The 18,790-nt window shown below is 47.9% G+C and carries 12 protein-coding genes; 9 read left to right on the top strand and 3 right to left on the bottom strand.

Going from position 1 to position 18,790, the window contains the following annotated elements; all coding sequences use genetic code 11:
- The first annotated feature begins 52 nt into the window (after window positions 1-52).
- The 3 genes from NO352_RS19730 (at window position 53) to NO352_RS19720 (ending at window position 4,469) form a co-directional block, all read left to right on the top strand.
- Entirely contained in the window at window positions 53-1,288 is a 1,236-nt protein-coding gene (locus NO352_RS19730; RefSeq protein ID WP_289356595.1) for a murein hydrolase activator EnvC family protein, read from the top strand.
- 82 nt (window positions 1,289-1,370) lie between these two features.
- Window positions 1,371-2,807, top strand: coding sequence for a S41 family peptidase (locus tag NO352_RS19725; RefSeq protein ID WP_197266796.1), 1,437 nt, complete (start codon window positions 1,371-1,373; stop codon window positions 2,805-2,807).
- 279 nt (window positions 2,808-3,086) lie between these two features.
- Window positions 3,087-4,469: a PDZ domain-containing protein gene (locus NO352_RS19720; protein ID WP_268599110.1), complete on the top strand. Its 1,383-nt coding sequence runs from the start codon at window positions 3,087-3,089 to the stop codon at window positions 4,467-4,469.
- A gap of 344 nt (window positions 4,470-4,813) precedes the next feature.
- On the opposite strand, the gene NO352_RS19715 is transcribed toward NO352_RS19720, so the two are convergent.
- Window positions 4,814-5,626 carry an OmpA/MotB family protein gene (locus NO352_RS19715; RefSeq protein ID WP_289356593.1) on the bottom strand — a complete coding sequence of 271 codons (813 nt, stop codon included), beginning with the start codon at window positions 5,624-5,626 and terminating at the stop codon, window positions 4,814-4,816.
- On the bottom strand, window positions 5,610-6,422 hold the full coding sequence (locus NO352_RS19710) for a flagellar motor protein (protein ID WP_268599111.1): 813 nt from the start codon (window positions 6,420-6,422) through the stop codon (window positions 5,610-5,612). Before NO352_RS19710 ends, NO352_RS19715 begins: the two co-directional genes overlap by 17 nt.
- A gap of 497 nt (window positions 6,423-6,919) precedes the next feature.
- On the opposite strand from NO352_RS19710, the gene uvrB reads away from it, so the two are divergent.
- The 3 genes from uvrB (at window position 6,920) to NO352_RS19695 (ending at window position 12,877) form a co-directional block, all read left to right on the top strand.
- A complete protein-coding gene (uvrB, locus tag NO352_RS19705; protein ID WP_005544660.1) occupies window positions 6,920-8,917 on the top strand; it encodes an excinuclease ABC subunit UvrB in 1,998 nt (665 codons plus the stop codon).
- A 68-nt stretch (window positions 8,918-8,985) separates the two neighbouring features.
- Window positions 8,986-11,862, top strand: a complete 2,877-nt coding sequence (uvrA, locus tag NO352_RS19700; RefSeq protein WP_005544658.1) for an excinuclease ABC subunit UvrA — start codon at window positions 8,986-8,988, stop codon at window positions 11,860-11,862.
- Between the two features lie 250 nt (window positions 11,863-12,112).
- Entirely contained in the window at window positions 12,113-12,877 is a 765-nt protein-coding gene (locus NO352_RS19695) for an HAD family hydrolase (RefSeq protein ID WP_171416796.1), read from the top strand.
- 141 nt (window positions 12,878-13,018) lie between these two features.
- Here NO352_RS19695 and NO352_RS19690 read toward each other — a convergent pair whose 3' ends face one another.
- On the bottom strand, window positions 13,019-14,641 hold the full coding sequence (locus NO352_RS19690) for a nitrite/sulfite reductase (RefSeq protein WP_289356587.1): 1,623 nt from the start codon (window positions 14,639-14,641) through the stop codon (window positions 13,019-13,021).
- A gap of 433 nt (window positions 14,642-15,074) precedes the next feature.
- On the opposite strand from NO352_RS19690, the gene NO352_RS19685 reads away from it, so the two are divergent.
- The 3 genes from NO352_RS19685 to NO352_RS19675 all read left to right on the top strand — a co-directional run bounded on the left by NO352_RS19685 (window position 15,075) and on the right by NO352_RS19675 (window position 18,790).
- Window positions 15,075-15,278, top strand: coding sequence for a DUF2759 family protein (locus NO352_RS19685; protein WP_005544655.1), 204 nt, complete (start codon window positions 15,075-15,077; stop codon window positions 15,276-15,278).
- A gap of 194 nt (window positions 15,279-15,472) precedes the next feature.
- A complete protein-coding gene (locus NO352_RS19680; protein WP_289356584.1) occupies window positions 15,473-16,678 on the top strand; it encodes a S1C family serine protease in 1,206 nt (401 codons plus the stop codon).
- Between the two features lie 60 nt (window positions 16,679-16,738).
- A complete protein-coding gene (locus NO352_RS19675; protein ID WP_289356583.1) occupies window positions 16,739-18,790 on the top strand; it encodes a copper amine oxidase N-terminal domain-containing protein in 2,052 nt (683 codons plus the stop codon).

Genomic DNA, 18,790 nt, shown 5'->3' with positions numbered 1-18,790 from the left:
AGTGACTGTTCGAGCGCTAGTCCCAATCGGGGAGAATAGGAGGAACATCGGATTGAAACGGGGAACAGATTTTAAAAAGTGGTTCATGTTATTCGCTAGCTTTGCGATTCTCTTCTCAATGGTGCCGCCAACAACGGGACAAGCATCGGAGTTGGATAAGGTCAATCAGCAATTGAAGCAGCTTCAGAACGAGATGCGCCAGGCAGAAAACAAGCAGCAGGAAGCAAAGACTATGAAGGCTGAAGCAACAAAGCTGCTTGGGAAGACGAAGAAGGATATGGACTACCTGCTGTCTGAGATTGATAAAAAAGCAAGTGAGATGGCGAATGTCGCTCATCAAATTGATACTACCGAGCTGAATCTTGCTCAAGCGGCAGATGAGCTGCAAAAAGTGAATAAGCGCATTGAGGATCGTGAAAATTTATTGGATACACGTGTTCGATTAATGTATACGAACGGAGTTGTGTCTTACATAGATGTGTTGTTTAGCGCCACTAGCTTCTCTGACTTCCTTGATCGGTTTGATTCTCTGCAGTCGATTGCGGAGAACGATAAGGAAATCTTGGCGGAGCATAAGCGTGACAAGCAACTGGTTGTGCAGAAAAAGCAAGAAATCGAGACCAACTTGAAGCAAGTAAAGCTGTTGTATGCAAAGCTTGATAATGCGAAGAAGGACTTAATGCTGAAGGAAAAAGAAAAGGAAGTCATGATCGCAAGCTATAACAAGCAGATTGACGAATCGGATGAAGCGAGCGAGGAACAACGCGCGCTGCTTATTGAATTTGCCTCAAAGCGTGCTGATCTTCTTCGGAAGAAGAATGAGCTGATGAAGCCGAAGGAATCGCCTAGATCGAAGCCAAGAAGCAATCCGAGTGCTGCATATTCCGGCGGGCAATTAGCAGTTCCGCTTCATGCCGATTATTATATCTCTTCTGAGTTCGGCTCGCGGAAAGATCCGATCACTGGACGGCAAGGCGCGTTCCATAGTGGGCTGGATATGGCTACGCCTGGAGGAACGGATATTTATGCTGCTGAATCAGGGACGGTTACATTGGCTGAATGGTGGTCAGGATATGGTAATTGTGTCATCATTGATCACGGTAATGGTTTATGGACGTTATACGGTCATATCCGCAATGGGGGCATTAAAGTGAAGAAGGGCGACCAAGTTTCTCGCGGCGACAAGATTGCGGAGGTAGGCGCCACGGGACGCGCGACAGGTAATCACCTGCATTTCGAAGTTCTCGTGAATAAGGAACAGGTTGATCCACGGCCTTACTTGAAATAAAAATGGCAGCTTCGGCATATACTAAAACGAATGTTGTCTGAGCAAGCATACGGAACATAGGGAATACAAAGGCGGTGATTCGATGTCATTTAAAGGGCGGACCGTCGCTCTGTTAGTGGGAGCGGCAATGCTGACAGGCAGTGCCTTAACGTTTACAGTAATGGATTTGCCGATATTTGCGAGTGGTGGACAAGCTGCATCGACAGGCAATGGCTTATCAGCAAGCGAGATGCAGAAGCTGAGCTCGGCGTTAGGCATTATCGAGAATAAATATGTTACCGCCATTGATCGCAACAAGATTGTGAACGGTGCTGTTCACGGCATGATCGCTGCGCTTAACGATCCATATTCCTCCTTTATGGAGAAAGAGGAAGCTGAGCAATTCAATCACAGCATTGAAGGAGCTTTTACTGGTATTGGTGCGGAAGTAACGATGGAGAACGGCGAAGTAACGGTTGTATCTCCTATCAAGGGATCCCCAGCTGAAAAGGCTGGCGTAAAGCCGAAGGATGTGCTTATTTCCGTAAATGGAGAAAGTCTGGAAGGCAAGAGCCTGAATGAAGCCGTAGCGAAAATTCGCGGTCCAAAAGGGACAAAAGCTAAAATCCTCATTAAACGTGCTGGGCAAGCGGCTCCACTTGAGCTCGTTGTCGTTCGGGGTGAGGTCGATATGGAGACCGTATATCCAAAAATGCTTGATGGAAGCATCGGATATATCGAAATTCGCCAATTTTCACTTAACACATTCGAACGCTTCAAGGAAGAACTGGAGAAGCTGGAGAAGCAAGGAATGAAGGGGCTTGTAATCGATGTCCGTAATAATCCGGGCGGCGTGCTCGATATTGTCCAGAAGATGACGGAGCTGTTCGTTCCGGAAGGCAAATCGATTGTGCAAGTGGAGGATCGGAACAAAGAACGCAGCAGCTATGTATCCAAGGGAACAGCGAAACTGAAGCCTTATCCGGTTGCAATGCTGACGAATAAGGGCAGTGCTAGCGCCTCTGAAATTATGGCTAGTGCGCTGAAGGAATCGGCTGGAGCGAAGCTTATCGGTGAGCATACGTTCGGCAAGGGAACCGTACAGACAAGTTATAATTCTGGGGATGGCGGCTTGATCAAGATTACGATTGCGAAATGGCTGACGCCGCAGGGCAATTGGATCCATCAGAAGGGCATTGAACCGGATGTTGCTGTGCAGCAGCCTGATTTCTATTATGTCGCTCCTGTAGCCAAGGATCTAACACTTGCATTCGATATGAACAATGAGCATGTGAAGAATATTCAGATTATGCTTGACGGGCTTGGTTATAAGCCTGGACGTAAGGATGGCTATTTCTCCAAAGAGACCGAAGCAGCCGTTAAGGCTTTCCAGCAAGCATATAAGTTGAACGTTACAGGCAAGGTAGATGTAAAGACTGGCGAGCAGTTAGAGCAGGCTATTATTAAGGCGATGCGGGATCCGAAAAATGATGCACAGCTGCATAAGGCGGTTGATGTGCTTAAGAAGGAAATCCGCTAAGCGCTGTCGAATATAAAGAAGGTCGCAAGCCTCGGCTTCGGCCTTCTTTTTCTTTTGATTGTAAGGTTTAATTTTCAGGTAAATGGATACGTGAACGCATGATGTGCGAGTGTTTATGTTGTAACAAAGGGTGTAAAGAAAGTGGGAATATAGTTTGAATGCAAGATGGTTGGTGAGCTTGAAGGCAAGAAAGGCTGCGTATAGGCAGCAAATAGGTAGCATGTTTGTGAACACAGTTGGAATGCACTGTCTAATTGGTGATGGAGAGGGGCGAATCAAGTGAACCTGCTTATCGATATCGGTGTTCGAGTGGGAGAGGCTCTATTGCAGTGGCTGCTGTCACCATTTTATTGGCTGTCCATTCTTCTTATTGCCTTGCATTATCGCAGGCAGGTCATCCTGGAGCGAAGGTTATTTGCCGTGAAGATGCATAGTTGGATAACCCACACCTGGCATGCTTGGCTTGGTGGCTTGATTGCAGGGATCCTCGTTTCATTCGCTTCGATTGGCCTCGGTGTGACTCTATCGCGTGAAGTCATCATACTGCTATGGATGATTGCGCTCGTGCTGCTGCTTGTACGTGTTCGTTTCCTATGTCTTGCGTATGCAGCGAGCATGCTTGCGCTTATTCAATTTGGATTGAACATCTGGGGGACTGCATGGAATCCGGAAGGCTGGCTTGGAGATGCAGTTGCTTCTGTTCGCGGGATGGACGCGGCAGGTCTGCTGGTGCTTGTTGCTTTGCTGCATGCCGCTGAAGCTGTGCTTATCCGCAAACAGGCAGCGCAAATGGCTGGCCCGATGTTTATAGAGAGCAAACGCGGACGCGTAGTAGGCGCTTATCGCATGCAGAGCATGTGGCCAGTGCCGCTGCTCCTGCTCTTTCCAGCCTCGAGCGATGGAGCAGCCTTGCCTTGGACGCCGCTGTTTGGCGGAGATCTGTGGCAGCAGGGCTGGATGTTAGTTGCATTTCCTGTCGTCGTCGGCTTCTCAGAGCTGACGTTCACGAAGCTTCCGCAGCAGAAGGCTGCGCTAAGCAGCACGCGATTGTTCGCATATGCAGCGCTGCTGCTGGCCGTATCTCTAGCTGCTGCTTGGTGGCCGCCGCTTGTCCCTGTAGCTGCAATTGCTGCGCTGGGGATGCATGAGGGCCTGATATGGCTGAGTCGCAGGGAAGAGGCAGAACATAGTCCGGTGTTCACGCAAGATGCGGGTGGACTTCGCATTTTGGCGGTACTTCCTAAAAGTCCTGCAGCAGAGCTTGGTATCGTGCAGGGTGAAGTCATTGTAAAGGTAAATGGCATTAAGGTGAGGACAAAAGAGGAGTTGCACCAGGCGCTGCGAATGAACGCAGCATTTTGCAAGCTTGAAGTCAACAACTTAGCAGGTGAGGTTCGGTTCCTGCAGAGAGCCATTTACGCAGGCGATCATCATCAACTGGGTGTATTGCTGGCTCCGGATGATCATGTCGAATATGTAGCAGTGACACGGGCGCTATCCTTATTTTCCTTTTTGCGTGTGCCGTGGACTCGTTCCAAGCGCGGGGCGAAGTGCAAGCAGCAAGAGAATGTAGATAGCGGTAGTCAGTCTGCGGACAAGGCAGAAGGCGCTGTGGATGCTGGGAAAGCATCGATCTCTGCAGATGTGGATAATCGGGCATAGCGAGAGTTTCTTTCATTCATCTTATTTTTTTGTAGTAGGATGTTTATTGGGTAAAATACCGAGCTTGATATATGTTGGTACAATAATACCGACCATAGGTGTCGAAGCGATAATAAAAAGGGATTGACCAAATGCTGTTTACAGCTGCACTGGTCAATCCCTTTGTTTTTTATGAGTCGAATTTAGAACTCTTGTGGATTGTGGATAAAATCAAGTGAAAACGATGATATTGTCGACAAGTTGTTAACATTCTGTAGATAAATCCGTGAATAAAGTGGATAAGTCCAGTTTCCCTTGTGTATAACTACTGGATAACCATTTTGGTGGAGCTGTTAACTACTCGCTTATTGGATCATTTTCCGCAGAACGATAATCTCTACACGCCGATTTTGTTGTCGATGCTGTTCGGTATCGTTATCCACAAGTGGGCGCGTGTCCCCATATCCGGCAATTTGGAATTGGTCTGCATCCAGCTTATTGTCGTCGACAAAGTAGCGAAGTACAGATAGAGCACGGGCAGCAGACAGCTCCCAGTTATCTTTATACCGTCCGCCTTGTGCAAACGGCAAATTATCCGTATGCCCTTCGATACTGATTAACGTGCTCAGCTTAGGAAATAAGGTAGCGAGCTTCTTCAGCGGTGGCAGTGCATTTTCCTTTAAATCCGCACGACTTAGGTCGAACAACAGGCGGTCGCTCATTCGAATGGCGATGCCTTTGGGTGTATCAGATACGGTAATTTGACTTCCAAGCTTATTGTCATCCACATACTGTTGAATGACGCCCATAAAGTTTTTTAGCTCTGCTTCTTGCTTGCGGAAGGCTAGGTCCTTATTCGTAATTGTACCGATAGCCACCGCTTTTTCCTCTTTGTCTTTGCCGCTTGACCCATCTTGCTGCGTTTGCTTATCCCCAGTTTGTCCAGGCTTAGAATAAGCTCCCTCTAGAATGGTAGAGCCCTTTAAGGACGTATCCGTATTTCGGAAGGATAGCTGTAGGGTTTCAGATAGTGACTCGTATTTATCCACATCAACTTTACTCATCGCGTACATGACGACGAAAAAGATCATGAGCAAGGTAATGAGATCCGCGTAAGTAATGAGCCAGCGCTCGTGGTTTTCAGCGCGTGCCGCTTGTTTTCTATTTCTGCGTCTCATGGATCATCCCCCGGTTTGCTTCAGGAACCAATTTCAGCGGCGCGAAGGAGTCTTCGGCAAGCAGGAACGATCCCAGCTTTTTGCGAATGAGTTGCGGGTTCTCACCAGCTTGTACTGCTAATACGCCGTATTCGATCATTTCCATCACACGCAAGTCTTCCATGCTTCGCGCTTTGATTTTGCTTGCAATCGGCAAGTATATAATATTCGCAGTTGCAACACCGTATAAGGTAGCTGTGAAGGCAACGGCAATCGATGGCCCAAGTGTCGAGGGATCCGACAAATTGGCAAGAACATGAATCAGTCCCATGACTGTTCCGATGATCCCCATTGTTGGCGCATAGCCGCCAGCAGCCTCGAACATTTTAGCATAACCTTCATGCTTTTCTTCAATTGCATCCATCTCCAGCTCCATCATCTGCTTTACGAGTTCGGGATCGGTACCGTCCACAATCATCATAATACCATCACGCAAATAGCCATTGTCATGCTTATGGATGCTGTTCTCCAATGCAAGTACACCTTCGCGACGAGCGACAGTGCTCATCGCAACAATGTCGTCAATTAATTGCTGTGGGTTCTCAGTGCTGCGGCCGAAGGCCATCTTAAGCGCATTCGGAATGCTGCGCAGCCGCTTGCCAGGGAAGCTGATGACGACGGCGGCAATCGTGCCGCCGAACACGATAAGTGCAGCCGTTTTTTCCCAGAGACCGCCCATTTGGCCGCCTTCCCATAGGAAGCCCCCGATGAGTGCAGCCAAGCCGGCAAGAATACCAATAACAGTTGTTTTGTCCATAGAAATAATCCTCTCTCCCGTTCAATGTTTCCCATTTGCATCCAATCGACGAAAAGAGTATAATGGAAAAGGGAACAAACATTCTTATTTTTTCATATGTAAAGATGATATCCGCCTCATGCGGGACCTTCTTTGCAACAATTTTGCAAGCAATATGATAATGCCAACAGACCTGTGCGAAGTTTTTTTTCGCGATGCTGTTCCTGATATGTTTATCGGGTGGAAAATGGGTAAAGTTTAGGGAAGGGGCAGGTTCTCAGAGCTGTGCCGAAGTTTTGAGTCGAGAGTCCTAGAATGTCCCAGAATAATGAAAATTTGTGCTTATATGCAGGAGTATATGCCTATAAGCAATGGCATGATAAGGAAGCTTTTTCTGCATTAATCGAATGTTCACTGTACAGGTCATGAGCACGGCTGCTTGATTTTGGCTTCGACTCTGGACTGATGCAGTTCATCATATGAAATATACATGATATTAAATAGAAAGCGGTGAAGTTGTGACGGACTTTGAAAGGGAAGAGAGGCCTTTTGAGCTAGTATCTGATTTTTCTCCTCAGGGGGATCAGCCTAAGGCGATTGAACAATTGGTTGAGGGCATTAATCAAGGGAAACGGTATCAGACGCTGCTTGGAGCGACCGGAACAGGGAAAACCTTTACGATTGCCCAAACAATAGCGCGTTTGAACCGTCCGACGCTTATTATTGCCCATAATAAGACACTGGCAGCACAGTTGTGCAGTGAGTTCAAGGAATTTTTCCCGAACAATGCCGTGTCTTATTTTGTCAGTTACTACGATTACTATCAGCCGGAAGCCTATATTCCTTCTTCCGATACGTACATCGAGAAGGATTCGAGTATTAATGAGGAGATTGATAAGCTGCGCCACTCGGCGACAAGTTCCTTGTTCGAACGCCGTGACGTGATTATCGTAGCGAGCGTGTCGTGCATATATGGCTTGGGTTCCCCGATGGAATACGGCAATCTAGTGTTGTCGCTGCGAGTAGGTATGGAAAAGCCGCGCAACACAATCCTTAGCAAGCTGGTAGACATCCAATATCAGCGCAATGATATGAACTTCACACGCGGTACGTTCCGCGTACGAGGCGATGTAGTTGAAATCTTTCCTGCCTCGAATGGCGAAAATGCAGTTCGCGTCGAACTGTTCGGCGATGAGATCGAGCGTATAACCGAAATCGACGTTTTGACAGGAGAGATTATCGGCGAGCGTGAGCATGTTGCGATCTTCCCGGCTTCTCACTTCGTAACGAGAGAAGAAACGATGAAGCTGGCTCTTGTCAATATTGAGCGGGAATTGGAAGAGCGGTTAGAAGAACTGCGAAGTATGGGCAAGCTGTTAGAAGCACAACGATTGGAGCAGCGTACTCGTTATGATATCGAGATGATGCAGGAGATGGGCTTTTGTTCGGGTATCGAGAACTACTCTGGCCCGCTTACATTCCGCGAGCGCGGCGCTACGCCTTATACGCTGCTCGATTATTTCCCTGACGACTTCCTTGTCGTGGTCGACGAGTCTCATGTTACGCTCCCGCAGGTTCGGGCGATGTACAATGGAGACAAAGCGCGTAAGGAAGTACTTGTTGAGCATGGTTTCCGCCTGCCGTCGGCATTGGACAATCGACCGCTCAAGTTTGAGGAGTTCGAACAAAAGGTAGGTCAAGCGGTGTTCGTATCGGCCACACCAGGACCATACGAGCTGGAGCATTGTCCGAAGATGGTCGAGCAAATTATCCGGCCGACAGGACTGCTGGATCCGATTATCGAGGTACGCCCAACGAAAGGACAGATTGACGATCTGATTGAAGAAATCCGCATACGCTTGGATAGGGAAGAGCGCGTCCTTGTCACGACATTGACGAAGAAGATGTCCGAGGATTTAACGGACTATTTGAAGGAGATCGGCATCAAGGTTCGCTATTTGCACTCTGATATTAAGACATTGGAGCGTATGATGCTGCTGCGTGATTTGCGGCTTGGTGTATATGATGTGCTAGTCGGCATTAACTTGCTGCGTGAAGGTCTAGACTTGCCGGAAGTATCGCTGGTAGCGATACTGGACGCAGATAAGGAAGGCTTCTTGCGTGCGGAACGCTCCCTCATTCAAACGATAGGGCGTGCGGCGCGGAATGCATCGGGACTTGTTATCATGTACGGGGATAAAATAACGGATTCGATGCATAAGGCTATTACCGAAACAGAGCGTCGTCGCCGCATTCAGATGGCGTTCAATGAAGAGCATGGCATTACGCCGCAGACGATTCGCAAGAAAGTGCGCGATGTGATCGAGGCAACGAAGACGGCGGAGACGAAGGAAGACTACAACATAAGCAAGTCTGTCGAGAAGATGTCGAAGAAGGATCGCCAGTCGGTCATTCAGCGCTTGGAAGCGGAAATGAAAGATGCAGCGAAAAACCTTCAATTCGAGCGCGCGGCCGAGCTGCGTGATGCTTTGCTGGAATTGAAGGCGATGGACTAACATAGAGCAGTGATTTTAGATGCCGTGCTTGGTTCGAGTGAACCTGAACGAGCAGGAGGGGTATTCCATTGGCTAGTGAACATATTGTAATCAAAGGGGCACGCGCCCACAATTTGAAAAATATCGATGTAACGATTCCGCGTGACAAGTTTGTTGTACTTACGGGCCTAAGCGGTTCGGGCAAATCGTCATTAGCCTTCGACACGATTTATGCCGAGGGACAGCGCCGCTATGTGGAATCCCTATCCGCTTACGCGCGTCAATTTTTAGGGCAGATGGAGAAGCCGGATGTCGACTCGATCGATGGGCTTTCTCCAGCTATCTCGATTGACCAGAAGACGACAAGCCGGAATCCGCGCTCAACGGTTGGTACAGTTACTGAAATTTATGACTACCTTCGCCTGTTGTTCGCGCGCATTGGTCATCCGCATTGTCCGGAACACGGGATTGAGATTACGTCGCAAACGGTAGAACAAATGGTAGACCGTATCATGACGTACCCTGAGCGTACTAAGCTTCAACTGCTTGCCCCTGTCATCTCTGGTCGTAAAGGGGAGCATAAGACTGTATTTGCTGATATCCAAAAGCAAGGCTTCGTGCGGGTACGTGTAGATGGGGAAATACGCGATGTGTCTGAGACGATTGAATTGGAGAAAAATCGGAAGCACACGATAGAAGTGGTTGTAGACCGAATCGTCGTGAAGGAAGATGTACAATCGCGTCTTGCCGATTCCATTGAGACCGCATTGAAGCTGTCGGGAGGCAAGCTGATTGTGGATATTATCGGCGAGGAGGAGCTTGTATTCAGTTCGAATTTGGCTTGTCCCGAGTGCGGATTCAGTATAGATGAGCTTGCTCCGCGTATGTTCTCCTTCAATAGTCCATTTGGTGCTTGTCCGGAATGTGATGGGCTCGGGATGAAGATGATTGTGGATCCGGAGCTGCTTGTGCCGGATCGTGAACGTACGATTGAAGATGGTGCTTTTGAGGCCTGGGCAGGCAGCACGTCGAACTACTACCCGCAGTTTCTTGCTGCGGTATGTGAACATTACGGAATTGCTACGGATGTGCCGGTGTCGCAGTTGGATAAGGAGCAGATGTCTAAGCTGATGAATGGTACGGGCGGGGAGAAGGTTCGTTTCCGCTATGAGAATGATTTCGGTCATAAGAAGGAAGCGTACGTGCCGTTCGAAGGAATCGTTCATAACTTGGAGCGTCGTTATCGCGAAACGGCATCAGAAGGCATTCGTGAGTATATTGAAGGCTTTATGAGTGCAAAGCCGTGCGGATCTTGTAAAGGTCATCGCCTGCGCAAGGAAAGCTTGGCGGTTACGGTTGGCAAGGAAAACATGGCCTATGTAACCTCCCTCTCAATTGGGGAAGCACAGCGCTTCTTCAGCGGCTTGGAGCTGACGGAGAAGGAACAATTGATTGCGCATCTTATTTTGAAGGAGATTAATTCTCGCCTAGGCTTTTTAGTGAATGTTGGGCTTGAATATTTAACTTTAAACCGCGCAGCGGGAACACTGTCTGGCGGTGAGGCACAGCGCATTCGCCTGGCGACCCAGATTGGCTCTAGCTTAATGGGTGTTCTATACATTTTGGACGAGCCTAGTATTGGCTTGCATCAACGGGATAATGACCGTTTGATTCAGACGCTGGAGCATATGCGTGATTTGGGGAATACACTGATTGTCGTTGAGCACGATGAGGATACGATGCTGGCAGCCGATTATATTATCGACATCGGCCCAGGCGCTGGAATCCATGGCGGTATGGTTGTGGCTGAGGGAACGCCGAACCAGATCATGAAGGACAAGAACTCGCTGACGGGTCAATATTTGAGCGGCCGCAAGTTCATTCCGGTACCTGAGGAACGCCGTCAGAATGATGGACGCTGGCTGGAAGTTCGCGGGGCGAAGGAGAACAATTTGCGGGGTGTTCATGTCAAGATTCCGCTTGGCGTCTTTACAGCCGTTACGGGTGTATCCGGTTCTGGTAAATCGACACTCGTTAACGAGATACTATATAAGACACTGGCACGCGACCTGAATAAAGCGAAGGTTCGCCCGGGCGAGCATAAGGAAATTCGCGGACTAGAGCATATCGATAAGGTCATTGATATTGACCAATCACCGATTGGACGGACTCCGCGCTCGAATCCGGCAACGTATACAGGCGTGTTCGACGATATCCGCGACCTGTTCGCGTCTACAAATGAAGCGAAAATTCGCGGCTATAAGAAGGGACGCTTCAGCTTCAACGTGAAGGGCGGCCGCTGTGAAGCATGTCGCGGCGACGGGATTATTAAGATTGAGATGCACTTCCTGCCTGACGTATATGTGCCTTGCGAGGTATGTAAGGGCAAACGCTATAACCGTGAAACACTGGAAGTGAAATATAAAGGGAAAAACATTGCAGACGTGCTGGAAATGACGGTGGAAGATGCCGTAGAGTTCTTCCAGAACGTTCCGCGCATTCATCGCAAGATTCAAACGATACTTGATGTCGGCCTTGGCTATATGAAGCTTGGACAGCCGGCGACAACGCTGTCTGGCGGTGAGGCACAGCGAGTCAAGCTGGCGGCTGAGCTTTATCGCCGCAGTACAGGCAAGACGATTTATATTTTGGATGAGCCGACTACAGGTCTCCATGTTGCGGATATTGATCGTTTGCTGCAGGTGCTCCATCGCCTTGTAGACTCCGGTGAGACGGTGCTTGTCATCGAACATAATTTGGATGTCATCAAGACAGCTGACTATATTATCGATTTGGGACCGGAAGGCGGCAGCGGCGGTGGCTCAATCGTTGCTCACGGTACCCCGGAACAGGTGGTAACTGTACCAGCTTCTTATACAGGCAAGTATTTGAAGCCGATTTTGGAGCGGGATGCGGAACGTACGAAGCAGTTAATGAAGAAGGAACGAGAAGCTCAGAACGTATAAATAAAGGCAGCAATTTGCTAGAGAAAAGAGCACGGTTCGGCTTATATGGTCAACTGTGTTCTTTTTTGCATGCTGATTCAAGCCGTGGAGGATCAACAATAGAGAACCAGGAAATGCCATGATGCCCTTTTATCCATTATCAAGTTTCTATTTTAGAATTTATAAAGTTGGAAAGGGGGCAGGCAGGAGACCATGCTTTGTCTGCCGAATTGGTAGGGCAACGATATTGTTCAAGCAGAGGATGGTGCAGATGGTACAGCTTCAAGTTGGTTCATGCAGCACGAAGGTACGAGGGATCTTATTCGATAAGGATGGAACATTACTGCAGTTCATTAGCTTATGGGGCTGGTGGGCAGAGAAGGTAATGAAGGACTTGGAAATGGAGCTGAAAAAAGAAGGAGGCTCTTTACCGGAAGATCCAGGATATATATTAGGTGTCCATATTGATGCTGATGGATCAATTCGATCGCATGATCGGCAAGGGCCGCTTGCGATGGGGTCCCCGACGCAAATGATTTCGATTGCGACATACCTGCTCTATAAGGAAGGGGTTCCATGGAATCAGGCAGTGCAACGGATGACAGCCTTATTTGAAGAGGCAAACGAGCAATTGTTGGAGCACGCGAATATTGTTCCTGTTACCGGTGTCGTTCCGTTCCTAGAGCGCTGCCGTCAGCATGGACTTCGCATGGCGGTAGTTACGGCTGATGATAAAGGACCATCAGAGCAGCATCTGCAGAAGATGGGGATACGCCACTACTTTGATGCTGTAGTAGGTGATGATTGCGTATCCCAAGGGAAGCCTTATCCGGACATGGTGGAATTGGCATGCCATGAGATCGGTTTGGAACCGCATGAAATCATCGTTATCGGGGATTCGGTCGGCGATATGGAGATGGGGCGTGCAGCCGGGTCAAGTCTACAGGTATTCATCGATGAGGCGAACCAGTTCGACACTGCACCTGAGTCCGCAGATGTAATGATTCGATCGTATGAGGAAATTGAGATGATATAGCTTGGCTGATGCAGCAATTCATGAGAATCAGCATAGTGACGAAGCGAAGAGACCAACCAAAGCATGATGCTGAGGCTGGTCTCTCGTTCATTGCGCAGGTGGAGGGAAAGCTTACGAGGACGTATTCATTCACTATCGAGACTAGCAGATAGGAGCGGCCAATATTTCAGTTAGGCGCTGCTGGAACGCATCCGCTCCTACGCGAAGGAAGAAGCTGTGGAACGTCTCTTTAGACTTGCGTTCCTGCTTGTAAAAACGAAGAAGCTGCTCAAGAACGTAAGGGACATCGTCTCCCTTTACACGTCCTTTCAATGTGGTGTTGAAACGGGCATTCGGTCCAAGTATGCCGCCAACCGCGATATCGAAGGCGTCAACCATGCCCTGCTCAGTTTTCACAAGAGCTCCTTGCAGTCCAATATCAGCCACATGCTTTTGTCCGCATGCATTTGGGCATCCAATGAAATGAATACGGATACGTTCATCCAGATCGGTAACATGCTCATCCAAGTAATCAGCTACCCGACGAGCACGTTCTTTCGTTTCTACAATAGCCAGATTGCAAAATTCGTTGCCTGTACATGATACCGTCCGGCTCATGAATGGCTTTGGATGTGGAGTGATGCGCTGCAGCACGGGAAGAGCGAGAACCTCATCGACTAGATGCTCAGGTATTCCTGTCAGAATGATGTTCTGGGACATCGTTGTCCGCAACAATCCGTCTCCATATGTTTCGGCTGCGTCCGCAAGCTGGCGGAACTCTTGGGCATTTAGCCGACCGATCGGCACATTTAAACCAATATAGAATAGACCATCCTGCTTCTGCGGATGTACACCGTCAAAATATGCCGCTTGCCAGCCAACGGTCTTGTCTTCTCCACGAGCAGGAAATTTGCCGATGAGCTCTTCCAATCGAGTTTGAAAGGCATCAACTCCCCATGCAGCTATCAGGAATTTCAACCGTGCATGATGGCGCTTTTCACGGAAACCATGATCTCGGAACAAGGTAGTAACACCGATGGCTACCTTGAGTACCTCTTCAGGGCGGATGAACATATTCAGCTTCTGAGCTAAATGCGGTTTGGCAGATAGGCCGCCTCCAACATAGGCATGGAAGCCAAGTACTTCTTCGCCATCTATGATTTTGACGGCAGGGGTGAAGGCTAAGTCATTAATTTCAGCATGCGCGTTGTTATAGATGTTAGCGGATATCGACATTTTGTATTTGCGCGGCAAGTTAGAAAAGTCACGGTTTAAGAGGAAGAAATCATTTACTTCATTAACAAGCTCGGTCGTGTCGATTAATTCATCAGGGTCGATACCGGCAAGCGGATTACCGACAATTGTGCGCGGGCAGTCGCCGCAAGCCTCATAAGAATAGAGTCCAACTTGTTCCAGACGATTAAATATATCAGGGAGGTTCTCAACTCGCAGCCAGTGGTATTGAATTGCTTGGCGTGTTGTTACGTCCATTAATCCCCGACCGTACAGCTCTGCAATCTCTGCGAGCGCACGAGCTTGAACGGCGGACATAATCCCGGAATTGATGCGGATGCGCATCATAAAATGTCCGTCCTTTGGCTTTTGCTCGTAGACGCCAGCCCATTTAAATCGGCCCTTGTCATCCTCTGGGATAGACTCATAGCCTTGGTGCGCGTATGTTTCGATAATATCGCGGATGACATCAAGACCGTCCTTCTCCATTTTCACAAATTCAAACTTATTCAGCTTGGCGGTTTCTTTCATCCAAATCGGATCATAAGCCATGGCAGTTTCCTCACTTCCTTAACTTGTTTATTCCGATATAAATAGTAAGAATTATTGGTGAGGATATCGTAACATATTTCCAGTAAGGCGACAATGCGTGTATAAGACAAAGAGCTATTACAATTTCTAATAAATGCATTCAAAATCTCTTATGAATGACACCCGGTGAACATGGTGAGATATTCCAACGAATATGAAGTTGAATATCGATCATGATTGTAGGTTATGATCGCAAATCAAAATTGGATGAGGGCATGTCCATCATTCTCTTACTCAATGACATCTATCATGCTCAATTTCGGAGACGAGGGATAAAACATGAAATATTGGTGACAATCTTGTTAAATATGAAAAATTTGCCTTGCATCTTTTGTTGGGTAAATATAACATAGATGCATATGAGTATAATGCACGTGTAGAGGGAGGTCACACCATGTTTTTGGCCGAAGCAGCACAACAGAGCGAAAGTACCTATCAGCATTTTGATCTATTTATGATTGCGTTTACTTTAATCTTGATCTGGGCAGTTCTTCGCCAAATCAAGCAGCGTCCTCGCAACCTATTTGCGCTCGGCTTCGCCGTTGTGAGTTTGCTTGTATTTTTATATGCGGATTGGATAATGGTGCAGGGTTGGTAATCGCCATCCAGCTTTCTTACAATTGATCTTCACATAACACATAAGGCGATACATACATGTCTTGTACAAGCGGACTCCTTGGTGGATATCATCAAGGAGTCTTTTTTTCTTGCATAAGTTCTGTGGTTGGTAGAGAATGAGAAGGTAGATTGGGATGTCCCGGTGGATGTGGGGACAAGAGGAGGAACAACCGAATGGTTGAGCGAGGAAAGAGAAGTCACACACGAAGTACAGCATTTATGGAGTTTATTCGAAACACAATGAAAAGAAGGCTCCTCCTTTTTGCGGCATTCGTGCTGTTTGGAGCGTCCGTTGTACCAGCTTCAGCAGGGGCAGAGGCGTCTTTTCGGGCCGTAAAGGTGAAGGACAAGGTATATGTGGAGGCAGAGGCGCTAGAGCAGGTTGCGGGCGGCAAAGGTACTTATGATAACAAGTCCAATACATATCGATTTAAGTCGAATGATATACCTGCAATTGTAGAAAAAGTAAGTCCATCTGTCGTTTCTATCATTGGCAGGCAAGTGGATGCAGAAGATAATTCAGACAATTGGTTGTCTCATGGCACAGGTGTCGTGATTCGCAAGGATGGATGGATCGTTACCAATGCTCATGTGATTTTGGCGCTGAAGAAGCCGGTAGTTGTAACGCCGGAAGGGAAATCCTATGCCGTGTCCAAGTGGTTCGCAGATGAGGAGAGCGATATCGCCTTGATCAAAATTGCTGCTCAGAACATGAAGCCGGCCGTTTTTGTGCGTCCGAACTCGACGCTCAAGGTGGGGGAAGCGGTTGTAGCGCTTGGAACACCGGTGTCCTTTATGTTGCGCAATTCAGCGACTTCAGGCATTATTAGCGGTATCGACCGAGCTGTCGATTCCAGTTACAAGCTCATTCAGACGGATGCGGCGATTAACCCAGGCAATAGTGGGGGGCCGCTCGTGAATATGCGTGGCGAAGTAATAGGAATCAATTCGATGAAGTTCGCAGCTGTAGGGATTGAGAACATGGGATTCACAATTCCGGCAGATACAGTAACGATGGTAGTGCAGCACTTTTTCAAATATAGCAAGATGAAGCGGGCATCGATCGGCGTTGAGCTGGAAGAGAGCTGGGCTGCGTATGTAGGCTTGCCCACCGATGATCCGATCAGGGTGACGAATGTCGTGAGCCCACAAGCGAAAAAGGCAGGCATTGCAGAGGGCGATGTGCTGTATGCCATTAACGGCAAACCTGTGAAGACTTTGGTTGATGTGAATGAGGTTTTGAAGGTGTATTTGCCCGGACAACAGGTCAAGCTGACAATGCAAGCAAAAGGCAATCTTGTCACAAAGGTTGTTGCCTTGAGTGAGGCAACGAAGCCGGCAGTTAAAAAGGAATCTGAAGTTGATAAGAACATGGAGTAATGAATGATTGTTCCTAATTCAAATGTATAGAGTTGAAGATGCAAAGGGAGAGTGCCTCATATGGGAGAGACGACTCGATTTCCATTCTCTAGCCATTTTTGGCGGAAGAATATCGCGATTATGACGATGGCTGCAGTAGTAGCGGGGACAATAGGCTGGAGTGCATCCCCTACCTCGATCGCGGCAGCAAGCGCCACGGTTCATCAAGAAGAATTGCTTCGATTGAAAGCGGGCAGTACAACTGCAATGTGGAATGGCGAGAAGCTGACAATTATTAAGCCATATGTTCGCCAAGGAGTAACGATGGTTCCGCTCAGCATTTTTACGAAAGTATTCGATGCGGATATGAAATGGGAGAAAAACGACGTTGTGATTTTGGACAGCGATGCTGCATCTATTCGTATGCGAATCGGTAAGAAGCAAGCAATGCTCAATGACAAGCTGGTCACACTGGCGGTGGCTCCTGAAATGACTGGCGGTACAGCGATGGTTCCGCTCAAGCCGCTTGCACAGGCTTTTGGAGCCTCATATTCGGTGGATAAGGATAACACGATTGTTCTACGCTGGAAGGAAGCAGGTACTCTCGCAGGTGCGGCTATAGATGTAAGTGCGAAGGCTGAGCGTGTCGGCGATTCTTACTATCAATGGAATATGGTATTGCCTAAAGGTTGGAGATATGAGAGTTTGATTCCTGATGAATCCAACATCATTTTTGCCAATCCGACGCGGCAAGTCTATATGACGATCGATGTACTGGATTGGAACTCGAAAGCACTGGAGCATTGGGCAGATATATTTAAGGGAAAACCAACAGAACAGCAATTAATGGAATACCTCCAAACGGAAGAGACGTATGGTATGTCCGGTGCTGAGTCTGAAATATCAGAATCACGTACAGGCAAGGTTGATGGTATTGCATATGCACAGGCTGTCATGGCTAATGAAGATGAAATGTATATTGCCCGCGTGCTCAGTACGAACGGTAAGCGTTATGTGGTGCGTATTTGGGATGATACTGCTCAGCAGACGAAGCAAATGCAGCAATATGTGCCGCTATTGAATACGTTCCGTCCAGACTATTCGGCAGTTGCAGGTACGTCCAATATCAGCTCGGTGAAGGATGGCTACCGCAATACGAAGTTATGGGGCAAGGGACTGACCATGGAGATCCCAGTAGAATGGGAAGCATCTGATACGTTTACTCAATCGTATGGGGCGAAAGATTGGGAGAAATATATCAATTATAATATCGCTTTCGCCGCACAAGGCACTACACTCGATCAAATGGTCAACAATCATGTCACCTTGCTCAAAAAGACAACCAAGCCTGAGCATTTGCAAATTGAGCCTGCACAGGACGTGAAGCTGGCGGATGGCAAAGCGGCAAAATCGATCTTGGTCAAGAGTCGGATTGACGAGAAGAACTGGAAGGTGACGATACAGCAGCTCGTTATCGATGAAGGTGTGCAGTATTTGATGATTTATCATTGCCCGGATAACCAGGAAGGTATCGCACTTGGCAAACGTATTCTTTCTTCAATGAAGGTGGACGGAAGCGTGAAGAAAGATCTCAACGAACCAGAAGACTTTCCGAAAGGCGACGATTGGTACAAGGATTGGGCTGCTTCCTCGCCTCGCAAAGCTGAGAATTACGGGTTTACGCTGCAAGTGCCGGATTGGTGGACAACCGGATTCTATGGTTGGGCAGACGAGTATTATGACAGTGAACAGGATTCAGGTGTGATTGCCTTATACACGCTGCCGAACAGCGGTTTCTCGATTCATGTGGATCCTGTGCGGACGGTAGAAGAGGCGTTTGCCATATGGGAAGATTATTACAAAGAAGAGGGAACTGCAAAGTTTGAAATTGTAAAGCAAGAGAAGACAACCGTTCAGGGACATAAGGCTTTGGTGGTAGAAATGAAAGGGATGAATGAACCAAGTCAAACGAGCTTTACGCAGAACATGCTGTTGATTGCCCGTGATGGCAAGGTATTCTCGCTCTTGTATTCCGTTGATAATTCCTCTTCAACACCGGAACTGCTTGACTCTTTGAAGCGTACGATGAAATCTTTTCAATTTACGGATCAAGTGACGAATAAGAAATTGTGA

This window comes from Paenibacillus sp. S-12, assembly GCF_030363895.1.
GTDB lineage: Bacteria > Bacillota > Bacilli > Paenibacillales > Paenibacillaceae > Paenibacillus_B > Paenibacillus_B alvei.
This window is presented reverse-complemented; position numbering and strand designations above follow the sequence as displayed.